Origin of the sequence: Noviherbaspirillum sp. L7-7A (genome assembly GCF_019052805.1) — a bacterium.
Taxonomy (GTDB): Bacteria; Pseudomonadota; Gammaproteobacteria; order Burkholderiales; family Burkholderiaceae_D; genus Noviherbaspirillum_A.
Window position 1 is genome coordinate 91,919 of sequence record NZ_JAHQRJ010000002.1, and the last position, 19,853, is coordinate 111,771.

The window sequence follows — 19,853 nt, forward strand, 5'->3', positions numbered from 1 at the left end:
ACGCGCCTACGCATTAATGCCTCACGCTGCTTTCAATCAGGCAGCGCGTCACCAGCGGCGGCGCTTCGCCGACATGGAAGGCCAGCTTGCGCTCGCGCAGCGCGACATCTGCCGCCGTCACCCGGTCGAAGCGGCGCAGGTGCTCGGTCCAGGATTCATCGACGATCTGCTCCAGGTAGCGGCCCGGCTCGCCCAGGTCGCGCAACAGGTCCCAGGACAGTGCGCCCTGGCGCAGGCGGCTGCGCCGGCTCTCCTGCATCAGCGCCATGAATTCGGCAGACCGGGCCGGGTCGATCAGGTATTCGATCGTCACCTGCACATGGCCCGTGCGCGGTGGGTCGTTCGCCACCGGCACCTTGAAGTCACGCGACGGCGTCAGGTCTTCCTCGATGCCGAGGTCGGTCACCAGCAGGTGCGCGCCCATCATCGCTGTCACGCCGGTGACCGAGGCGATCAACAGGCTGGTCTGCACCGAGGTGATGGTCGCCACCTGGCCCCACAGCGCCGCGCCGAGCGCGCTGCCGCCCATGATGGACATCTGGTAGATCGACATGCCGCGTGCCCGGACCCAGTCCGGCAGCGCCAGCTGGGCCGACACGCTGAGCGAGTTGGCGGTGGTGATCCAGGCCATGCCGGCAACGAACATCGCGGTCGCCGCAAGGTAGATATTGGGAGACAGCGCCACGGCGGCAGTGGCCAGCGACTGCAGCGCCGCGCCGCGCATCACTAGCGTGTCGCGAGCCATCAGCTGGCGCAGCCGTGGCAGGAACATCGCCGCCACGATCGCGCCGCTGCCCATGGCCGCCAGCAGCACGGTGTAGGCAGCCGCATTGCCGCCGCCTAGGCTGCGCGCCACCAGCGGCAGCAGCGCAAGCAGCGCGGTGGAATGCAGGAAGAACAGCGAAATGCGCAGCAGCACCGACTTCAGCCGGCCCGACTGCAGCACAAACTGCATGCCGACCCGCATGGCGGAAAACAGCCGCTCCCGGCCCAGCGGGCTGGGTTTGTGCTCGCGCCGCCAACGCATGATCACGAATGCCGATGCCACCGACAGCACCGCGTTGAGCACGAATACATAGGCGCTGCCCAGGCTGGCGATCACGGCGCCGGCTACCAGCGGGCCGACGATGCGCGAGGCATTCATCGCCACGCCGTTCAGTGCCAGCGCGGCCGGCAGCTGCGCACGCGGCACCAGTTCCGGCACGCTAGCCGCAAACACCGGCCAGCGCATCGCCAGGCCAATGCCATTGGCGAAGGTCAGCGCCAGCAGCAACGGCGCGGTCATGACACCCGAGAGCACGGTGACGCACAGCACCAGCGCCACCGCGGCCACCCAGAACTGGGTCAGGATGAAATAGCGCCTGCGGTCGAGGATGTCGGCCAGCGCGCCGCTGGGCAGGCCGAGCAGGAACACCGGCAGGGTGGACGCGGTCTGCACCAGCGCCACCCAGATCGGCGAGGACGACAGCGAGGTCATCATCCAGGCCGAGGCCACGTCATTCATCCACATGCCGATGTTGGCGGCCAGCCAGACGCACCACAGCATGCGGAACACGGGCTGGCCCAGCGGCGCCAGCGCAGACTGCGGCCGCGCCGCGGGGCTGGGCCTTGCGGATGTTTCGGGCGCTTCGGGCTGGCGGGCTTCCGGCATGGCCATCCTCAGGACTTGTAGCCAGGGTCGGTGCGGTCGAGCTTCCTCAGCAGCGCCGGCCATTCCATCAGGCCGTAGGGGCGGCGGGTGCCCGGCTGGTAGTTGTTCCAGGTTTCCTCCAGCACCTGCTGCGGCACCTTCGCATACGGACTGTTGGCCGCCATCGCCGCCAGCTGCGAGCGGCAGGCCAGCTCCAGCCGGTGCATCCAGTTGAAGGCCTCGCCAACGGAGCGGCCCACCGTTAGCACGCCATGGTTGCGCAGGATCAGGGCCTCGCCGTGGCCGAGGTCGGCGATCAGCGATGCCTGTTCCGATTCATTCAGCACCACGCCTTGGTAATCGTGATAGCCAATCTTCAGGAAACGCATCGCGGTCTGGGTCAGCGGCAGCAGGCCGCATTCCAGCGACGACACCGCCATCGAGGCCCAGCTGTGGGTATGGATCACGCAGCCGACATCGGGCCGGGCCGCATGCACGGCGGTATGGATCACCGCGCCGGCCTTGTTGACGCCGTAATTCAGCTCGCCGAAGTCGGGGCCGGAAATGATCCTGCCGTCATGGTCCACCTTCAGCAGGCAGGAAGCGGTGATCTCCTCATACATCATGCCGTAGGGATTGATCAGGTAAGTGCCTTCCTCGCCGGGGACGCGGGCCGAGATGTGGTTGGCCATCATGTCGGACATGCCATACATCTCGACCAGCCGATAGCAGGCTGCCAGGTTGACCCGCGCTTCCCATTCCTCGAGCGAGCACTGCCCCTTCATTGATGAGATCTGCAGCACGCCGTCTTGCACCATGTCGTCTCCTCCAGTGTTGTGTGATGTGGTCTGCCCTCAGGGCATCAGATTGTTCATGGCCTGTCCGTCGCGCCAGCGCGCCAGGTTGTCCAGGAAGATCCCGGCCACGGCCGCGTAGTGGCCGCTGGTATGGCCGGCGGTATGGGGCGACAGCATGGCATTGTCCAGCGCCCACAGCGGCGATGTTTCCGCTAGCGGCTCGTGGGCATATACATCCAGGAAGGCGCCGGCGAGGCGACGCTCGCGCAAGGCGGCAATCAGGTCGGGCTCGACCACGACCTCACCGCGCGCCACATTGATCAGCTGCGCGCCCGGCGGCAAGAGCGCCAGTCGGCGGGCATCGATCAGGTTGCGGGTGTCGTCGGTCAGCGGGCAGGCCAGCACCAGCCAGTCGGCCTGCGCCAATGCCTCGTCTAGCCGCGCCAGCGGCAGCACCAGGTCGCAGGGCGGCGCCGCCGCATCGCTGCGGCGCACGCCGATGACACGCAGGTGCAGCGCCTTGAACAGCCGTGCCGCTTCCAGGCCGATCGGCCCAAGGCCCACGATCACTGCGGTCTGGCCGCGCAGGTCGCGCGGCGCCCGGTCGCCCAGCAGCGGCTCCCAGGCGCGGCGGCGCTGGGCATCCATTAGTTCGGACAGGCGCCGGTTCAGCGCCAGCATGCCGGTTAGCACCATTTGCGCCACCGCTTCCGCATTGGCGCCGGAGGACGTGGTGACGGTCACGCCACGCGCGCGCAGCTCGGGATAGATCGGCCGGTCGGCGCCGGCCGAATGGGCATGCACCCAGGACAGCCCCGGCGCGGCCTGCAGCACCCGGTAGAACTGCTGCAGCGATTCGGTGAGTTCATGCTTGGTTGACTTGCCGGTCACGTCGCGGCTGATGAAGGCGATATCGATGTTGCGGCCGACGCCGTCGCTGTCCTGCATGGCCTCTTCTGGACTGACCAGGCGGTAAGGCGTCTGATGGAAGAGTTGCGCGATGCGTGGGCCCAGGTAACGTGCCGCCTGGTCCGACAGCAGGATGACCGGCGCCTGCCGGTCCTGGCCATTCAGAGTCATGTTGCTTTTCGGGTTGCTGTTGCAGGTGAGTGTCACCGATTGTACAGAGCGGGCGACGGCGCGAGTTGACGAAACGGAAAAGCAGCGTTCTCCCTTGCAGCCCGGATCGGCGATAATCGCGACTGCCGCGCCGCCAAACCCGCAGCGCGTCCCGGCCGTCGCCGGCAACCTCCCGAACGGGACAATCACATCAATCGCATGACCAAGAAGCTCGACACCCACCTGCTGGAAATCTTCGTTGCCGTGGTGGAGAGAAAGAGCCTGACCCAGGCCGGCGTCGACATGCACCTGGTGGTGTCGGCCATCAGCAAGCGCATGGATGAGCTGGAGCGCCACGTCGGCAAGGCGCTTCTGAAGCGCCACGGCCGCGGCATCGCGCCGACCGCCGCCGGCGAGCTGCTGTACCTACATGCCAAGCGCATCCTGAAGAGCCTGCGCGCGGCCGACCAGGCGTTGGCCGAATTCGACAGCAGTGGCGTGCACAAGATACGGCTGCTGGCCAACCAGACCAGCATCGTCCAGAGCCTGCCGGCCGAGATCGCCCGCTTTCTGGCCAGCCATGCCAACACCTCCATCGAGCTGACCGAGGGCCATAGCGCCGAGATCCCGGCCATGGTGCATGAAGGCCATGCCGATGTCGGCATCTATCATGCGCAGCATCCGGCGGCCGGCGTGCTGTCCTGGCCCTACCGGCAGGACCGGGTAGGGCTGGTAGTGCCGGCCGGGCATCCGCTGGCGGCGCGCCGGCAGGTGCTGTTTGAGGAGGCGCTGGACTTCCCGCTGGTGGGCGCCTTTCCGCGCCACAGCCTGGACCGCTTCCTGGAACTGGCCGGCAATTCCCTGTCGCGCCCGCCCACGGTGGTGCTGTCGGTATCGAACTTCGAGGCGCGCTGCCACATGGTCAAGGAAGGCGTAGGCATTGCGATGCTGCCGGAAGACATCGCCCGGCGCTACACCGGCGGGCTGGGTCTGGAACTGGTGCAGATTGCCGATGCCTGGGCCAGCCGCCAGTTCTATGCCTGCATGCGCGAGCCCGAGGCCGGCGGCAGCCATGCGGCCAACCTGCTGGCGCATCTTTGCCACACCACCGTTGGCAGTGACAACCCGGCGCCGGCCTGAAGCCGTGCCGCTGACACTTGGTTATTCCCGCGACGCTGCCTTACTATCCGGCAGGGCCTGCGCCTGGCGACATGGCCGGCGACAGCGCATTAAAACAATTCAGGAGACTAGATAATGGGACAGATCATCGTGCAGCGCGACGGCGCCGTCGGCACCGTGGTGATATCCAACCCGGCGAAATTCAATGCGATGACGGCCGAGATGTGGCGCACCCTGCCTATCAGGGTAGCCGAGCTGGATGCCGACCCCGACGTGCGGGTGATCGTGCTGACCGGCGACGGCGACCGCGCTTTCGTGTCGGGCGCCGACATTTCCCAGTTCGGCGACGAGCGCACCGACCCGGAAGCCCTGGCCGCCTACAACGCCGCGCTGGATGACGCCTTCAGCGCGCCGCTGAAGGCCAGCAAGCCCACCATCGCGAAGATACGCGGCATCTGCATGGGCGGCGGCCTGGGCCTGGCGGCCGGCTGCGACATCCGTATCTGCGCCGACGACGCCCGCTTCCGCATGCCGGCGGCGCGCCTGTCCCTAGGCTACAACCAGGCCGGCGTGCATCGCTTCGCTGCGCTCATCGGCGTGCAGAACACCTATGACATCTTCTTCACCGCGCGCATCTTCGATGCCGAGGAGGCGCTGCGCATGGGCTTTGTCAGCCGTGTCGCCAGCGTCGATGGGCTGGATGCGGCGGTGGCCGGGTTCACTGGCGCGATTGCCGAGAATGCGCCCTTGACGGCGAAGTCGGTGAAGCTGACGATGAATGCCTACCTGGAGCGGCTGGGCGAGGTGCAGCGGCCCGACGTGCAGGCCGCCATCGATGCCGCCAACCTGAGCGAGGACTATCGGGAAGGCGTGCGCGCCTTCGGCGAGAAGCGTCCGCCGCGCTTCACCGGCCGCTGATGCTGCAGTGGGCCAGCACCGGCGCCGCTGCCAGCGCTGGCTGCGGCAATCGCCTTCCTCTTCCTTTCACGCCTTCACCGGACAGCACCGCAAGATCATGACCACCAGACCCATTCCCGTCCGATGAAGCCCCCGGCCACCTCCGGCGCAGCGCCGGCCCCGGCGCCTGCATCGGCCGCATCCCCCGTATCGCCGGCGCACAGCCTGCACGCCCAGTTGGTGCTGACCGCGGCCATGGCGCTGTGGGGCCTGAACATTCCGGCGGTGCGAGTGCTGGCCGGCCGCTTCGACTTCGCCACGTTGGCGGCGGTGCGCATGTTCTTCACCTGCTGCGTGTTTGCCGTGCTGGCGCTGCGTGCCGGCGGCCGCCTGCCAGTGATAGAGCGTCGCCACTGGCCGCTGCTGCTGGCCTGCAGCCTGCTGATGGTATATGGTAACCAAGTTTTCTTCACCAGCGGCATGGCGCGCACCAGCGCCACCAACAGCGCGCTGATCGTCGCGCTCGGGCCGCTGGTGTCCTCGCTGCTGGCCGCCATCGCCTTCCGCGAGCGGCTGGCGCTGCCGCGCTTGGCCGGAATCGCACTCGGCCTAGCGGGGGTGGTGGGCGTGATCCTGCATCGTCCCGGCGCCGGGGTGGGCACAGCCGGCATCGGCGATTTGCTGGTCGGCGCCTCGGTGATGAGCTTTGCGCTGGGCGGCGTGCTGGTGCAGCGGCTGGCGCGCCAGCTCGACGTGCTGGCCATCAGCTGGGGCATCTACCTGGTCGGCAGCCTACTCCTGGCCCTGCATGCAGTCGTGGCCGGCTTCGACCAGCGCATCCTGTCCCCGGACTGGCACTCATGGTCGCTAATCCTGTTTTCGGGCGTGGCGGCCTCGGCCATCGGCAACTTGATCTGGAACCGCTCGATCGGCATCCTCGGCATCAGCCGAACCGCGCTGTTTCTGAACTGGGTGCCGCTGTTTGCCATCGCCTTCGCGGTAGCCTTTTTGGGCGAGCCGTTTTCATGGTGGCTAGTGTTCGGCTTTGGCTGCGTGGTCTGCGGCACCTGGCTCGGCGCCGTGCGGAGGAGATAATGGAACTGCGCCAGCTGCGCTACTTCGTGCGCGTGGTCGAACTGGGCAGCATGGGCCGCGCCGCGCTCGACCTTGGCGTGGTGACCTCGGCGCTGAGCCAGCAGATCAGCCGGCTCGAAAGCGAACTCTCCACCCGGCTCTTGCAGCGCACTTCCACCGGCGTGGTGCCCACCGACGCCGGCCTGGCCTTCTGGCGCCAGGCCCAGCTGGCGCTGCGCCATGCCGACGACGCGGTGCGGGCGGCCCAGCTGGCGCGGCTGTCGGGCCATGTCAGCGTCGGCCTGCCGCCCAGCACCAGCGCAGTGCTGGGTTTGCCCTTCATGGCGGCAATGCGCGAGCGGTATCCTGAAGTGCGGCTGCACTTGGTGGAAAGCCTGTCGGGCAACCTGACCTCGATGCTACGTGCCCGCCAGCTCGACCTGGCGGTGCTGTTCCAGGCCGACCGCGGCCAGCGCTGGAGCGTGCTGCCGGTGCTGGACGAGCGCCTGTTCCTGATCGCGTGGCCCGGCCTAGCCGGCTTGCCGGATCGTGAACGGGTCGAGGTCGGCGAGCTGGCCGACCTGCCGCTGATCCTGCCCAGCAACCAGCATGGCCTGCGGGCACTGCTCAATGCCGCCTCCAGCCGCGGCCGCTATGCATTGAACGTGGTGGCCGAGATCGATGGCCTGGCGCTGCTGATGGATGCAGTGCGGGCCGGCTATGGCGCTACCATCCAGCCGGGCGCTGCCCTGGCGCGACTCGCCGGCGAGCCGCTGGTCACGCTGGAAGTGGCTGACAGCGCGGCGCGCCGTCCCAACCTCCTGACCAGCCTGTCGGACGATGAACTGTCGCCGGCCGGCCTGGCGGCGCGGGTGGTGCTGCAAGGCGTGATGCGCGAACTGGTGCAGCAGGGACGCTGGCCGGGTGCCACCCTTCACGAATCGTGAAGGCCCATTGCCGCCGGGGCGCTGGCGGCAATGGGCCTAGGCCGTTACAGTCCCTGTCATTGAGCCGGGAGACTGACGATGTACGACGTATTGGTGATTGGCGGCGGAAACGCCGCCCTGTGTGCCGCCCTGATGGCGCGCGAGGCGGGTGCCTCGGTATTGGTGCTGGAATCGGCCCCGCGTGCATGGCGTGGCGGCAATTCCCAGCACACCCGCAACCTGCGCTGCATGCACGATGCGCCGCAGGATGTGCTGGTGGAGGCCTATCCCGAGGAAGAATACTGGCAGGATCTGCTGAAGGTAACCGGCGGCCTGACCGACGAGAAGCTGGCTCGCCTGACCATACGCGCCTCGTCCAACTGCCGACCATGGATGCAGAAGCATGGCGTGCGCTTCCAGCCGCCACTGTCGGGCGCACTGCATGTGGCGCGCACCAATGCCTTCTTCATGGGCGGCGGCAAGGCCCTGGTCAATGCCTATTACCGCAGTGCCGAGGCGATGGGCGTGAAGATGCTGTACGAGACCCCGGTCGATGCGATCGAACTCAATGAAGGTCGTTTCGTGGCCGCCCGCAGCGGCGCGCGCCGCTTCGAGGCCCGCGCCTGCGTGCTGGCGGCCGGCGGCTTCGAGTCCAACCGCGAATGGCTGCGCGAGGCCTGGGGCCAGAACGAGGCCGGCGAATGGCCGGCCGACAATTTCCTAATCCGCGGCACCCGCTTTAACCAGGGCGTGCTGCTGAAATACATGATCGATGTCGGCGCCGACGTGATCGGCGATCCATCGCAATCGCATTGCGTGGCGATCGACGCCCGCGCGCCGCTGTACGACGGCGGAATCTGCACCCGCATCGACTGCGTCTCGCTGGGCGTGGTGGTCAACCGCCATGCCGAGCGCTTCTACGACGAGGGCGAGGACTTCTGGCCCAAGCGCTATGCGATCTGGGGCCGCCTCGTGGCCGGCCAGCCCGGACAGATTGGCTATTCCATCATCGACGCCAAGGCAGTGGGGCGCTTCATGCCGCCGGTGTTCCCCGGCACGGTGGCGGGCAGCCTGCCCGAGCTGGCCGACAAGCTGGGCCTGCCACGCGAGCAGTTCATGCGCACCCTGTCGGACTACAACGCCGCCTGTCGCGTCGGCACCTTTGACCACACCGCGCTCGACGACTGCCATACCGAGGGCCTGGCGCCGGCCAAGACCCACTGGGCGCGGCCGATCGATACCGCGCCTTTCTATGCCTATCCGCTGCGGCCGGGCATCACCTTCACCTATCTCGGCCTGAAGGTCGACGAGCATGCCGCGGTCCATTTTGGCGGCCAGCCCAGCGATAACCTGTTTGTCGCCGGTGAAATGATGGCCGGCAATGTGCTGGGCAAGGGCTATACCGCCGGCGTCGGCATGTCGATCGGCACCGCCTTCGGCCGCATTGCCGGCACCCGCGCTGCCGCGGCTGCGGCGGCCATGCAAGCGAAACAAGGAAAACACCATGCAGCAGCTTGAAGCGCTGGTGCGCGATGCGCGCGACCAGGTATCCCCTTCCGAAGACCGAGTATTGCGCAATGCCGGCGGCCCGCAACCGGAATTTCAGGTGATGGCCCTGACCGGGCCCGAAGCCGAAGTGGCGCGCCAGATGCAGATCTGCAATGCCTGCCGCTATTGCGAAGGTTTCTGCGCCGTGTTCCCGGCGATGACGCGCAGGCTGGAATTCGGCAAGGCCGACGTCAACTACCTGGCCAATCTGTGCCACAACTGCGGCGCCTGCTATCACGCCTGCCAGTACGCGCCGCCGCATGAATTCGCGGTCAACGTGCCGCATGCGATGGCGACGGTGCGCGGCCAGACTTATGCCGAGTATGCCTGGCCGCCGGCATTGGGCGTGCTCTACAAGCGCAACGGCCTGACAGTGGCCCTGGCCCTGGCGGCTGGCCTGGCGCTGTTCCTGGTGCTGGCGCTGGCGCGCAATGGCACGCTGCTGCATGCGCCGCTGGCCGGCAACTTTTACGCGATCTTTCCGCATAACCTGATGGCAGCGATGTTTGGCGCCGTGTTCGGCTTCGCGGTGCTGGCGCTGGGCATCGGCGTGACGCGCTTCTGGCGCGACGTGTCGCCGGGCCAGGCCTCCGCCCCGGCGGTGGTGGAAGCGGCGAGGAATGCGCTGACGCTGAAGTATCTGGACGGTGGCCATGGCGACGGCTGCAACGAGGAAGACGACCGTTTCACGCTGGCGCGGCGGCGCTTCCATCATTTCACCTTCTACGGATTTATGCTGTGCTTCGCCGCCACCTCGGTGGCAACGCTGTACCACTATCTGCTGGGCCTGCCCGCGCCGTATGCGCTGATCAGCCTGCCGGTACTGCTCGGCACCGCCGGCGGCATCGGGCTGCTGATCGGCCCGGCCGGCCTGCTGTGGCTGAACCTCAGGCGGGACCCTGCGCAGGGCGACGTGAAGCAGCGGCCCATGGATCGTGGCTTCATCGCGTTGCTGCTCTTGACCAGCGCCACCGGCCTGGCCCTGCTGGCCTGGCGCGGCAGCGGCGCAATGGCGTTGCTGCTGGCGGTCCATCTGGGCGTGGTAATGGCGCTGTTTGCCACCCTGCCATACGGTAAATTCGCGCATGGCATCTATCGCAGCGCGGCCTTGCTGAAGTCGGCCATCGAAAAGCGACAGGCCAACAAGCTGCAGTTGGGCTCGGACTGAGCCGCTGCTTCCGAAGCGCCTGACCTCGTGCCTGTGACACGCCTGCCCGGCGCACCAGGCGCTCTGCCTGCGCATGTCCACCAGAACAAACAAGGAGACTTACATGACTTTCCCATCCGGCCGCCGCTTCACGCTCAAAGCCATCACGCTCGTACTTGCCACCATGCCCTTGTTAGCCGCGGCGCAGGACTATCCCAAGCGCCCGATCACCTTGGTAGTGCCTTTCGCGGCCGGCGGCGGCACGGACAGCATCGCCCGCGAACTGGGCAAGTTCCTTTCCGACCGCCTGGGTCAGCCGGTAGTGGTGGACAACCGCGGCGGCGGCGGCGGCGCGATCGCCGCCAAGTCGGTCGCCCGCGCCGACCCGGACGGCTACACCCTGCTGTTCGTGACCTCCACCTTCGTTACTCATGCGGCCACCGACAGGAAGGCGTCATATGACGTGAAGAAGGACTTCACGCCGATCGCGATGATAGGCCGCGGCCCGCTGATGATCGTCACGACCAGGGGCATGGGCTTCAAAAGCGTCAAGGATCTGGTGGCCCTCAGCAAAAGCAGGCCCGAAGGCCTGGACTTCTGTTCCTCGGGCGCCGGCAGCGTCACCCATCTGGCTGGCGAATTGTTCGTGCAGAAGACGGGCGCCAAGCTGACGCATGTGCCCTACAAGGGCAGCGGCCCGGCCACCATCGACTTCCTTGCCGGCCGCACCCACGCCTTCTTTGCGACCTTTCCGACCATGCTGCAATACGTGAAGTCAGGCGCGGTCGACATGATCGCCACCACCGGCGCGCAGCGCTCGCCCCTGTTTCCCAAAGTGCCCACGGTAGCGGAAGCCGGCATTCCCGACTACAACATCACTACCTGGTGGGGCATCGTCGCCCCCGCCGGACTCCCGGCGCCTATCGTCACCCGGCTCAACGCGCTGGTCAACGAGGCCTCCGCCAAGGAACCGTTGAAGGGACGGTTGGTCAGCGAGGGAGCGGAAGCCTATAGCGCTACGCCGGCGGAGTTCGGAACCATGCTGGGGGCGGAGCTTGCGATGTGGCGGGAAGTGGTGAAGACGGGGAATATCAAGGTGGATTGAGGGCGTTGGGCTTCTGCCCTCTGCCGTTGCAGTTGCAGTTGCAGTTGCTTTTGGAGTGGCTGTTGCAGTGAAGCCCCGTTGAGCGCGCCGTGTCAGCGGTGCCTGGAGGGGGAAAAGGTGCGGCGTCTATCTAAGCGCAGCGCAGTGAGTTTAGCCGCGCCCCGCTCCGGGTACTGCTGACACGGGGACCCCGCGCAGCGGGGCGAGATCACCGCTGCCGCCTTTTTTGGTTACTTTTTTGGCGGAGCAAAAAAGTAACCCGGCCGCCGGGACGGACTCTCGGCTTGTCTCCACAGCAGTGCGGTCGCCTTGTTTCACCCGGCAAGGCACTGGCAGCACTGTCGGTTTTGTCGTTCAACGTATGTTGAGCAAAACCCCTAACTTCAAAAGCAACTGCTGCTTCGCAGTGACGTCCTTACGCCTGATAAAACAACACGCCTGCACTGTCGTCATGACCAGGCCGGGTGTTCGCCCCGGCAGGCGACCTACTTCTTTTGCTTCGCCAAAAGAAGTAGGCCAGAAAAGGCGACCCGGTAATCGCGCGAGGTCCCTGTGCCGTCGACGCCTGAAGCGGGTCGCGGCTAAACTCACTGCGCTCAAACAGACGCCGCACCTTATCCGCTTCAGCCATCGACGGCACGGCGCGCTCAACGGGACTTGAACTGCCACTTAAAAAGCAACGGCAACGGCCAAAGGTCAAAGCAAAGGCCCCCGCCCCATCGTGCCAGGCACGCTACCCTAACCCCAGTGCCCTCATTCCCGTTATGCCAACAGCGGCCACGCTCTCCGATTAATTAACGAATGGCAGCCCGGCACTGATGCCGCTCAGGTTCACACTCAGCGGAAGGCGGGTGTAATAGTTGAAATACTGCGGATGGTAGCCAAACACCACGAGGCCCAATTCGTCGCTGCCATGCAAAAGCATGCTCACCCCTGGCAGTGTCACCGTCTGGGTGCCGAAGCCCAGTATTGGCTGTACCTGATCATGCACCAGCTGCTGGCGGCCGTCGGCGGTCTTGCGCACCAAGCCCAGGAACAGGATGGGCGGGTTGTCCACGGCTGCCTGCAGCGCGTTGGTCGGTGAAACGGTGAGCGTGACCGTGGGCGTGCCAAGCAGCTTGCGGTCGCTGCCAGAAGGCTGTGCCAGCCTCACCACCGTGCCGGCCTCGGGGCCGGTATAGGACTTCATCAGCGGGGAGGCCAGGGTGGCAGGGTCGTTTGGAATGATCACCGGCGCCAGCAGCGCAGGCACGCCGGCCACCACGTTCTGCACTGCCGATGGCGTGGCTGTGGCGCTGACGCCGCCGCGCTGGATCAGCGGCGCGCCGGGCGGATTCGTGCCCAGCTTCGCCACTTCATGGCAGCCTCCCTCGGCGGTCTCGCCTTTTGCGCCATTGGTGGCGCTGCCATCTTCCAGCACGGCGCGCAGGTCAGGCACGGTCAGGTAGTCGGCGGAGTAGCTAGCATTGAGCCGCGCATCGACCAGGTTTTGCGAGAGAAAGGAAAACGCCAGCCGCGCCACCGGAATCGACTTGCCGCCGCAGGACACGTTCTCCTCGGTGAACTTGTCCCAACTGGTATTGCTGACGAGCACGTCCGGATGGCCGAAGCGTACAGCCATGAACTTCGAGTCCGGATTGGCCTTGCGGTAGCACTGGAAAGCGTCGAAGCCTTCATTCAGGTTGAACAGGATGTCGTTGGACGACTGGATGAAGAAGGCCGGTATGCCGGGCTGCCGCATGCTGGCGCTGTTGTTCTCGCAATAGGACACCGCACTGTGCCGGTACATGGTCTGGCTGAAATTCGGGCTGACCCGGTTGAAGGTGCTGGCATCCACGAAGGCCTGATAGGTGAAGGGTTCCGCGCGGCCGAGACCGGCTGCGCCGACGCCCACCAGCAACGCCAGGTATTCGCTCTTGGGCGTGTTGTAGAGGCTGTAGCGCAGGTCGTACCAGGTGGAAGTCGGGACGATGGCGTCGATCCGCTTGTCGACACCGGCACCTATGGTCTGGAAACCGCCGCCATAGCTCAGGCCAACGCCGCCCACGACCGGGTCGAGCGCGCCGTCGCGGTTCTTGCGGTGCGCCAGGCGCGGCAGGTTGGCCTGCGCCCAGTCGATGATGGCCTTGACATCGCGGCCTTCGATCTCCGGGTCCATCACATTGGCGAAGCCGCCGGAGTCACCAAAGCCGCGCTGGTCGAAACTGATTACATACCAGCCCTGACCGCCGGTCTTGCCGCCTTGGGCGCCACTGGTCAGGGCCAGCTTGGCGGTCTGCAGCGGCGTGTTGGCAGCGGCGTCATAGGCGGTGGTGTCGAGGTCGCGGGTGCGCTTTCCGCCCCAGCCATGGCCTTCCAGGAGCAGTGGGGCCGCATTGCCGATAGGGATGTCCGGCACATACACCGTGAATGCGATTACAGCGCCGTCGGCCGATACCGTGCTGGCATCGAAGCGGCGCGCGGTTTGGGCTGGCGCGGTATCGTTCAGCGACACCAGGCCAGCCTGGTCAATCGTGGAAGCGAGAGTCTGGGTGGTGTCGGTCAGCAGGGTGGCGGCGGTTTTGGTCGGCAGCGCCGTAGCGAGTTCGTTATTGCCGCAGGCGGCAAGCATGGCGGACAGGGTGAATGCGCCGGCGGCGCGCCATGATAGGGATGTCATTTGTCTTCCTCCGTGTACCGGCAGTATGGAACCGCCGCGTGATCTGTTTTTGTGCAGCAATATTCAGACCGTGAAGTAGAAAAACTTGTTCCGGAATGGCGTTGATCGTACGCAATAGAACGGTCGTGCGAAACGGAGTTTCATGTAAAAAGGGCCTGCTGTGATCGGCAGGCCCTTTCTTTCCATACAGAAATCGATGGCTTCAGTAACCGTAGTAATGGCGTTGATAACGCTCGCGCGAGTACGGCCGCTCATAGCCGCTTTCGATCACCACCGTCGCCGGCTGGGCCTGGTAGACCGGGGCCGGCTGGTAGTACACCTGCGGCGGCGGCGCTGGCTGGTAATAGGTGCGTGGCGCTTCGTAGTAGGTGGGGGCTGGCGGCGGCTGGTAGTAGGTTTGTGGCGGCGCGTAGCTGGGAGCCGCATTGGCGTTGGCGATGATGGAGCCGACTACCAGCGCGCCCAGCACGCCGGCCACCACCGCTGCGCCGTTGTTGCCGCCATGGCCGCCGTGGCCACGGTGGCCGCCGTTGCCGTGATAGCGGCCGCCGTCGGCAAGGGCCGGGCTGGACAGCGAGGCAGCCAGCAGTCCGGCGGCCGCGATGGTGGAAATCAGGGTCTTGCTACGCATGGCTATGTCCTTTCCAGGAAACCGCCGGCAACGACCGGCGAGGACCTGAATATAAGGCCTTCCCACATGGCGATGTGCCGTTCTTATGCCTTGTTACAAGTTTTACCGGTGGCGCGGGCGTTCAGCGCGGATAGAGCCGGTGCAGGATGGCGCTGGTCATCTGTTCTAGCAACTCGCCAAGCTGCGTGTCGCAGGCGGCATTGCCCCAGATCGACGGGAGCCTGCTCGTATGCCGCGCCACCTCGGCTTCGACTTCTTCCTGCCAGAAGGGCGGCGCCTCGCCTTCGACGAAGCCGCCGCGACCGCGGCCGAAATGCGCCACCGCCAGATAGCGCAGCAGCGCTGCCACCAGCAGCGAGCGCAGGAATTCCGGCGAGAACCGCACCCGCGCCTCGTTGCGGCTGGTAGTGGTGTTAAAGGTCCAGGCAGCGCCGGCAAAGGTTAGCGCTCCAACGATGCCGCCCAAAAGCGCACCGGCGCCAAAGCTGAGGCCGCCGGCCATCAGGTCGGCGGACAGGCCGGTGGCCGCGCCCGACACCACCGCGCCTAGCAGCCCGGCCTGGCGGGCGTCGACCGGGGTGCGCACCACATAAGCTTTCTGCACCCGCTCGTGTATTCGCTGCGCCGCGCCGGCGTCGAGACGGTGCAGCCGCAGCAGTTGGGCGGTGCTGTCGGCGATACCCTGTTCCAGGCGCGCCATCAGCGCCTTCATCGCCTGCTCCTCGCGCCTGGCGCCAAGCTTCTGTCCGAGGCCCACCGTGCGCGCCACGCTGTCGAGCATGGGCCGCTCGGCCGGCGGCACCGGCTCGCTGTCGGCCGAGGCCGCGCACAGCTGCCGGCCGATCAACTGCATGGCGGCGTGGAAGCGGGCCTGGTTGTCCTGTGCCCATTGCGCCAGCAGCCGGTCGTAGGCGTCCCGCTTGTCGGCCGGCACCAGCGCCGCCATTGCTTCGAACAGCACGCTTTCATGCACCCAGCAGCGGGCGAAGGCATCCAGCGCGAGTACCCGGCGCACTGCGGGGCATCCGGCCAGCGCCTCGGCCCAGCGCGCCTGTTCTGCCTGCTCCTGCGCCGCCGGGCGTGGCTGCCCCATCTGGTTCAGCAGGACCACCACCGGTTTGCCCAGCCAGTCCAGCACCTTCATTTCCGGCGCCAGATACCCGGCGTCCTGGGGGTCTTCCGAGGAGTTCACCAGGTACAGCACCAGGTCGGCCTCCTCGCGCGCGGTGCGCAGCGCCTGCTGGCTGAGCCAGAACGGTCGGTCGCGGTAACGGTCGATGACCTCGCGCAGCAGCCAGCCTATCGGGTTGTCGGCCATTGCCAGCCGCCTGACCAGCCGCACCGAGTCGCCGAAGCCGGGTGTATCCCATAGCAGCAAGGCGTCGCCCCCGGCGGTATGCAGCAGCGGATGCGACTCGGAAGCCACGGTGACATGGGCAGCGTCACGCACCTCGCCCACATCCATGCCCACCAGGGTGCGTGCCAGCGTGGTCTTGCCGGCATTGGTGTGGGAGATCAGCACCAGCTGGATCTGCTGCCCATGCCGTGCCGGCTGCTCTGCCAGCTGTGACTGCTGCGGTCGCTGCTCATGCTGGCTGTTCATGACGCGCTCCGGGCGCTGCCCAACAGACGCTCCAGTTCTTCGCTGCCTGCCTCCGGCACGAGCAGGTTGACGATGGCAACCGGTGTCTGGTGCTGCGCGCAGAACTGGCGCCACAGGCCGGCCCGCTCGGCGGCGCGGCCGGCGGCCTGCGGCCCCAGGCGCTCCAGATAACCGGATTCATCGATCAGCGCTACCACGCCGGCAGAATGGCTGCTGCGCAACTGGTCCAGGAACTGGCCGTGGTTTTCCGGCTCCGGCGTGGCCGACAGGGCAAACAGCGCCGCGGTCACCGCCTGGCTCGTCGCTGGCGCGGGTGGGGCGTCGCCATAGGCAGTAACGGGCAATATGGTCAGCTCGGCCTGCTCGCCCAGTAGCGCGCGCGCTGCGACGGCAAGCCCGGCCTGGCGCGCCTCGTCCACGCGCATGCTGTACGGGCAGACGCGCAAGGTCGCCGCACCCGGCGCGAGGCCGGCGCACAGGCGCTGGAAATAGGGCTGGGACAGGTCAAGCGGAAAACGACTGGCCAGACTGCGCTCGCGCCACCAGGCCAGCGCGGCCAGCGCCAGGCGCGGCAGCACGACCAGCAGCACCAGCGTGGCGGCATACAGATGCACCCACTTGGCGCCCGAGTCGGGCGGCGCCGGTTGTCCGAAGCGCAGCGCTTCAACCTCCTGCGGCGTGAAGCCGCTCAGGCCCAGCAGCGACACCGCAGGCAGGAACAGCCATGACAGCAGCGCATGCACCTGGCCGGCGTCGAGAAAGGTGCTCTCCCAGCCGACCCGGTAGGCTGCCAGCACGCCGCGCAGGTACAGCGAGATCGCTGCGCCCGCAGCCAGCAGCGAGGCACACAGATGCAGGATGCGCGCGCCACGGGCCAGGGTCAGCGGCGTCGACAGCGACAGCCATTCCTCGGCAAACCGGGCGAGCGCTGTGCCGAGCAGGGCTTGCGAACGGCGGACGCGGGGGAGGGCCGGCCAGTGCAAGCCGCCCAGGCGCCGCCGCACGGTACGCCCGCGGCGCGGCAGCACTACTCGCAGCAGTAGCAACAGGTACACCGCGAGATTCCACAGCAGGACTAGCAGCAGGGGCGCCGACAGCAAGTTGACGCGGTGCACATCGCCAATGCGGTCGGCAAGCATGCCGCACAGCAATGCCAGCGCGGGCAGCACGATGCCGGCGATGCGCAGCCAGGAGCGCTGACGCAGCATGCCCGCAGCAGCAGGCATGCGTTCCGATAGTCGTGCCAAAAGTTGCTGGGCGCGCTTGTGCAGGAACAGGTCCGGCGTCATGGCCTTTTTGCGCTCGGCTGCCGTCCACTGCGCCAGTTCGCGTGCCGTTCGGCTGGCGTAACGGCGGTCGTCTTCGCTCAGGATCTTGCGTTCCCGATCGCTTGTCTCGATTGCCTTGACCAGCAGCACGTCATGCGCAGCGCGTTCATTCATAGAATGTCGGTCCGAATTGGCTTCGCCTCATTGTAGTTTGGTTAGACGAGGCAAAGCCCGGCACAGCCGTCGGTGCTTGTCGAGAGATAAAGAAATTTTGAGAAATGATGCCGCAGGCCAATATTTTTCCGCAAAACTTGATTATTGTCGTTATGTGCTTGCCTGAAACGGATATTGTTTCTGGCATGAAGCATTAATGAAAAAATTTTCTGAAAAAGAAGCGATTGATGCATTGAACTAACCGGAATATTGTTAGATCTATGAAAAATCAAAGCGATGCCTTGTTCTGGAATAAAATTGCCTTTTAAATCCATGATCAGGGACCAGGTTAATGGATTATGTAAATGGATGTACTAAACCTTGTATCTTATTGCCCTGCTTGATTTTCGTTACTATCTATTATTCGTAAAATCCTTTCCCATGATATCGATACGTTTAAGTAATTGATCCATAAGGAAATATTTCATTTTATTAACGTCGTTTTTGCACGTCATAAAGAATAAATTCTGGTTTTTGTTCTTGAATTCAATAATGCTGTCTTTGTAATAAAAGCCTTTGCCGTTACCATGTCGTCCGTTTGAAACTTCTCCATTACCGGAATCTCAATGAAAATAGCTAACACTTTTGTCAAATACTCGACTTCCGTTCTGTTCGCAGCCTTTGCATTTCATTCTGGAAATGCAGCAGCCGAACTGCGTAATTTGCCATTAAGCATTTCCGTTAATACACTCGAATCCCTCGCAGATCAGGAAACACAGGGCGTGACGTGCCGCACGCTGACAGAATCCGTTGGCATGACGACCGGTTCGGGAACGATGAGCGTAGGCTACAAGAATCGCGGTTATGTCGGCCCGGTCACGGCCAACGCCCGGGATTGCGCCACGCCCACCTTTGTGTTCTCGAACGGTAAATTGACTATCACCGCAGTCAATGGCTCGACGCTGACGGCCGACTATTCCGGCAGCTTCGGCGGCACTGCCGGCTCGCCCATCCTGACAATGAACAAGGACGCGAAATTCACGATCACCGGCGGCACCGGTGTTTTCGAGGGTGCATACGGCAGCGGCAAGCTGAGTGGCTACGTGGACATCACGAATGCGCTCACCAGCGCGCCGCTGAACATGCCTGGCAAGCTTGAGGCGACTGGCACGATCTCCTTCTCCAAGACCGCCTTCGAAACCGCTTACAAGGTGTATTGATCGAAACGGCGGGCTGACGGCCCGTCCTCCGCGCTGCCCGGCCCTTGCATTGCCGAGCAGTCCGCTTTTATATGGCGCCGGCCAGTCAGCCGCACCGGCGCCGCAACCACCCCACCAGCCCCGCCAACGACCGAAATTCCGACGCCGAGCGCGCCTCGATATGCGGATGCCGATCGCGCAGCATGCGCGACAACGCCGCTCCCGGCCCCAATTCCAGCGCCACCGTCACGCCGACCTCGGCGATGGCATCCATGCAGGCTCCCCAGCGTATCCTCGTCCCGATCTGTTCCGTCAGCGCGTCCAGCGCCTGGCCGCGCTGAGACACCGCACTTGCACCGGTGCCCGAGAGCAGCGGGAATGCGGGTTCAGACCATGTCGCGGCTTCCAGCAGCGGCCGGAATTTCACGGCGGCCGCATGCATCAGCGGCGTATGTGAAGCTACCTTCACCGGCAGCCACGTCGCATGCACGCCGCGTTGTTCGCAAGCGGCTGCCAGCTCCGTCAATGCATGGCGCAGTCCGGCTACGATGAAGTTGGCTTCCCCGGTGTCGATGGCGATATGGAGCGCCCCGGCAGGCAGCAGTGCCTGCAGTGCGGCTTCCTCCAGGCCGGACACGGCCAGCATGCCATGCGGCTGGTCCGGCCCGACGCAGTCATCCATCAGCGCCGCCCGCTGCGCCGCCAGGCTCACCACGTCCGCCGGCGCCAGCGCCCCGGCCACGCCGTACGCCGCCAGTTCGCCGATGCTGTAGCCCGCCGCCAGCGCCGGCGTGGGCAGGTCGGCGCGCAGCGCCTGCCACATTGCCAGCGTGGCCGCCACCACCAGCGGCTGGGCGATGCGGTTGTCGTGCAGCGCCTCGGGTGAATCCGGCAGCGCGTGCGGCGCCACGCCGGCAGTCCGCTCCATGCCCCAGCCGGCAAGCGCTGCAATGGTTGCAGGGTCGGATAGAGCAAGATCGAACATGCCGGGATGCTGGCCACCCTGGCCGGGGCACAGTATCGCCAGGCGCGTCATGT

At 65.6% G+C, this 19,853-nt stretch carries 16 protein-coding genes; 8 read left to right on the forward strand and 8 right to left on the reverse strand.

Annotation, left to right across the window (positions count from 1 at the left end):
• Window positions 1-13 precede the first annotated feature (13 nt).
• The 3 genes from KTQ42_RS18635 to KTQ42_RS18645 are packed head-to-tail and all read right to left on the reverse strand — an operon-like array spanning window position 14 to window position 3,507.
• Window positions 14-1,651 carry an MFS transporter gene (locus tag KTQ42_RS18635; RefSeq protein WP_217347126.1) on the reverse strand — a complete coding sequence of 546 codons (1,638 nt, stop codon included), beginning with the start codon at window positions 1,649-1,651 and terminating at the stop codon, window positions 14-16.
• A gap of 8 nt (window positions 1,652-1,659) precedes the next feature.
• A complete protein-coding gene (locus KTQ42_RS18640; RefSeq protein WP_217347127.1) occupies window positions 1,660-2,448 on the reverse strand; it encodes a class II aldolase/adducin family protein in 789 nt (262 codons plus the stop codon).
• 36 nt (window positions 2,449-2,484) lie between these two features.
• Window positions 2,485-3,507 carry a D-2-hydroxyacid dehydrogenase gene (locus KTQ42_RS18645; protein ID WP_217347128.1) on the reverse strand — a complete coding sequence of 341 codons (1,023 nt, stop codon included), beginning with the start codon at window positions 3,505-3,507 and terminating at the stop codon, window positions 2,485-2,487.
• 198 nt (window positions 3,508-3,705) lie between these two features.
• On the opposite strand from KTQ42_RS18645, the gene KTQ42_RS18650 reads away from it, so the two are divergent.
• From KTQ42_RS18650 to KTQ42_RS18680, 7 genes are all read left to right on the forward strand, one after another.
• The gene (locus tag KTQ42_RS18650; protein ID WP_217347129.1) at window positions 3,706-4,626 is read left to right on the forward strand and encodes a LysR family transcriptional regulator; all 921 of its coding nucleotides are present in this window, start codon (window positions 3,706-3,708) and stop codon (window positions 4,624-4,626) included.
• Between the two features lie 114 nt (window positions 4,627-4,740).
• Window positions 4,741-5,523: an enoyl-CoA hydratase gene (locus tag KTQ42_RS18655; protein ID WP_217347130.1), complete on the forward strand. Its 783-nt coding sequence runs from the start codon at window positions 4,741-4,743 to the stop codon at window positions 5,521-5,523.
• A gap of 123 nt (window positions 5,524-5,646) precedes the next feature.
• Entirely contained in the window at window positions 5,647-6,597 is a 951-nt protein-coding gene (locus KTQ42_RS18660) for a DMT family transporter (RefSeq protein WP_217347131.1), read from the forward strand.
• Window positions 6,597-7,523 carry a LysR family transcriptional regulator gene (locus KTQ42_RS18665; protein ID WP_217347132.1) on the forward strand — a complete coding sequence of 309 codons (927 nt, stop codon included), beginning with the start codon at window positions 6,597-6,599 and terminating at the stop codon, window positions 7,521-7,523. The genes KTQ42_RS18660 and KTQ42_RS18665 overlap by 1 nt, the downstream gene beginning before the upstream one ends.
• Window positions 7,524-7,601: 78 nt before the next feature.
• A complete protein-coding gene (gene tcuA / locus KTQ42_RS18670; protein ID WP_217347133.1) occupies window positions 7,602-9,020 on the forward strand; it encodes an FAD-dependent tricarballylate dehydrogenase TcuA in 1,419 nt (472 codons plus the stop codon).
• The gene (tcuB, locus tag KTQ42_RS18675; protein WP_217347134.1) at window positions 9,007-10,218 is read left to right on the forward strand and encodes a tricarballylate utilization 4Fe-4S protein TcuB; all 1,212 of its coding nucleotides are present in this window, start codon (window positions 9,007-9,009) and stop codon (window positions 10,216-10,218) included. Before tcuA ends, tcuB begins: the two co-directional genes overlap by 14 nt.
• A 103-nt stretch (window positions 10,219-10,321) precedes the next feature.
• Entirely contained in the window at window positions 10,322-11,302 is a 981-nt protein-coding gene (locus tag KTQ42_RS18680) for a tripartite tricarboxylate transporter substrate binding protein (protein ID WP_217347135.1), read from the forward strand.
• Between the two features lie 790 nt (window positions 11,303-12,092).
• Here the strand turns inward: KTQ42_RS18680 and KTQ42_RS18685 are convergent.
• From KTQ42_RS18685 to KTQ42_RS18700, 4 genes are all read right to left on the reverse strand, one after another.
• Window positions 12,093-13,961, reverse strand: coding sequence for a CocE/NonD family hydrolase (locus KTQ42_RS18685; protein WP_217347136.1), 1,869 nt, complete (start codon window positions 13,959-13,961; stop codon window positions 12,093-12,095).
• Window positions 13,962-14,163: 202 nt separating this feature from the next.
• On the reverse strand, window positions 14,164-14,592 hold the full coding sequence (locus tag KTQ42_RS18690) for a hypothetical protein (RefSeq protein ID WP_217347137.1): 429 nt from the start codon (window positions 14,590-14,592) through the stop codon (window positions 14,164-14,166).
• Between the two features lie 121 nt (window positions 14,593-14,713).
• Window positions 14,714-16,195, reverse strand: coding sequence for a DUF3482 domain-containing protein (locus tag KTQ42_RS18695; protein WP_217347138.1), 1,482 nt, complete (start codon window positions 16,193-16,195; stop codon window positions 14,714-14,716).
• Window positions 16,192-17,637: a DUF2868 domain-containing protein gene (locus KTQ42_RS18700; RefSeq protein WP_217347139.1), complete on the reverse strand. Its 1,446-nt coding sequence runs from the start codon at window positions 17,635-17,637 to the stop codon at window positions 16,192-16,194. Before KTQ42_RS18700 ends, KTQ42_RS18695 begins: the two co-directional genes overlap by 4 nt.
• Window positions 17,638-18,242: 605 nt before the next feature.
• Between KTQ42_RS18700 and KTQ42_RS18705 the strand changes: the two genes are divergently transcribed.
• The gene (locus tag KTQ42_RS18705) at window positions 18,243-18,836 is read left to right on the forward strand and encodes a hypothetical protein (RefSeq protein WP_217347140.1); all 594 of its coding nucleotides are present in this window, start codon (window positions 18,243-18,245) and stop codon (window positions 18,834-18,836) included.
• Between the two features lie 85 nt (window positions 18,837-18,921).
• Here the strand turns inward: KTQ42_RS18705 and KTQ42_RS18710 are convergent, their stop codons facing one another.
• Window positions 18,922-19,851 carry an acyltransferase domain-containing protein gene (locus tag KTQ42_RS18710; RefSeq protein ID WP_217347141.1) on the reverse strand — a complete coding sequence of 310 codons (930 nt, stop codon included), beginning with the start codon at window positions 19,849-19,851 and terminating at the stop codon, window positions 18,922-18,924.
• Window positions 19,852-19,853: the final 2 nt, after the last annotated feature.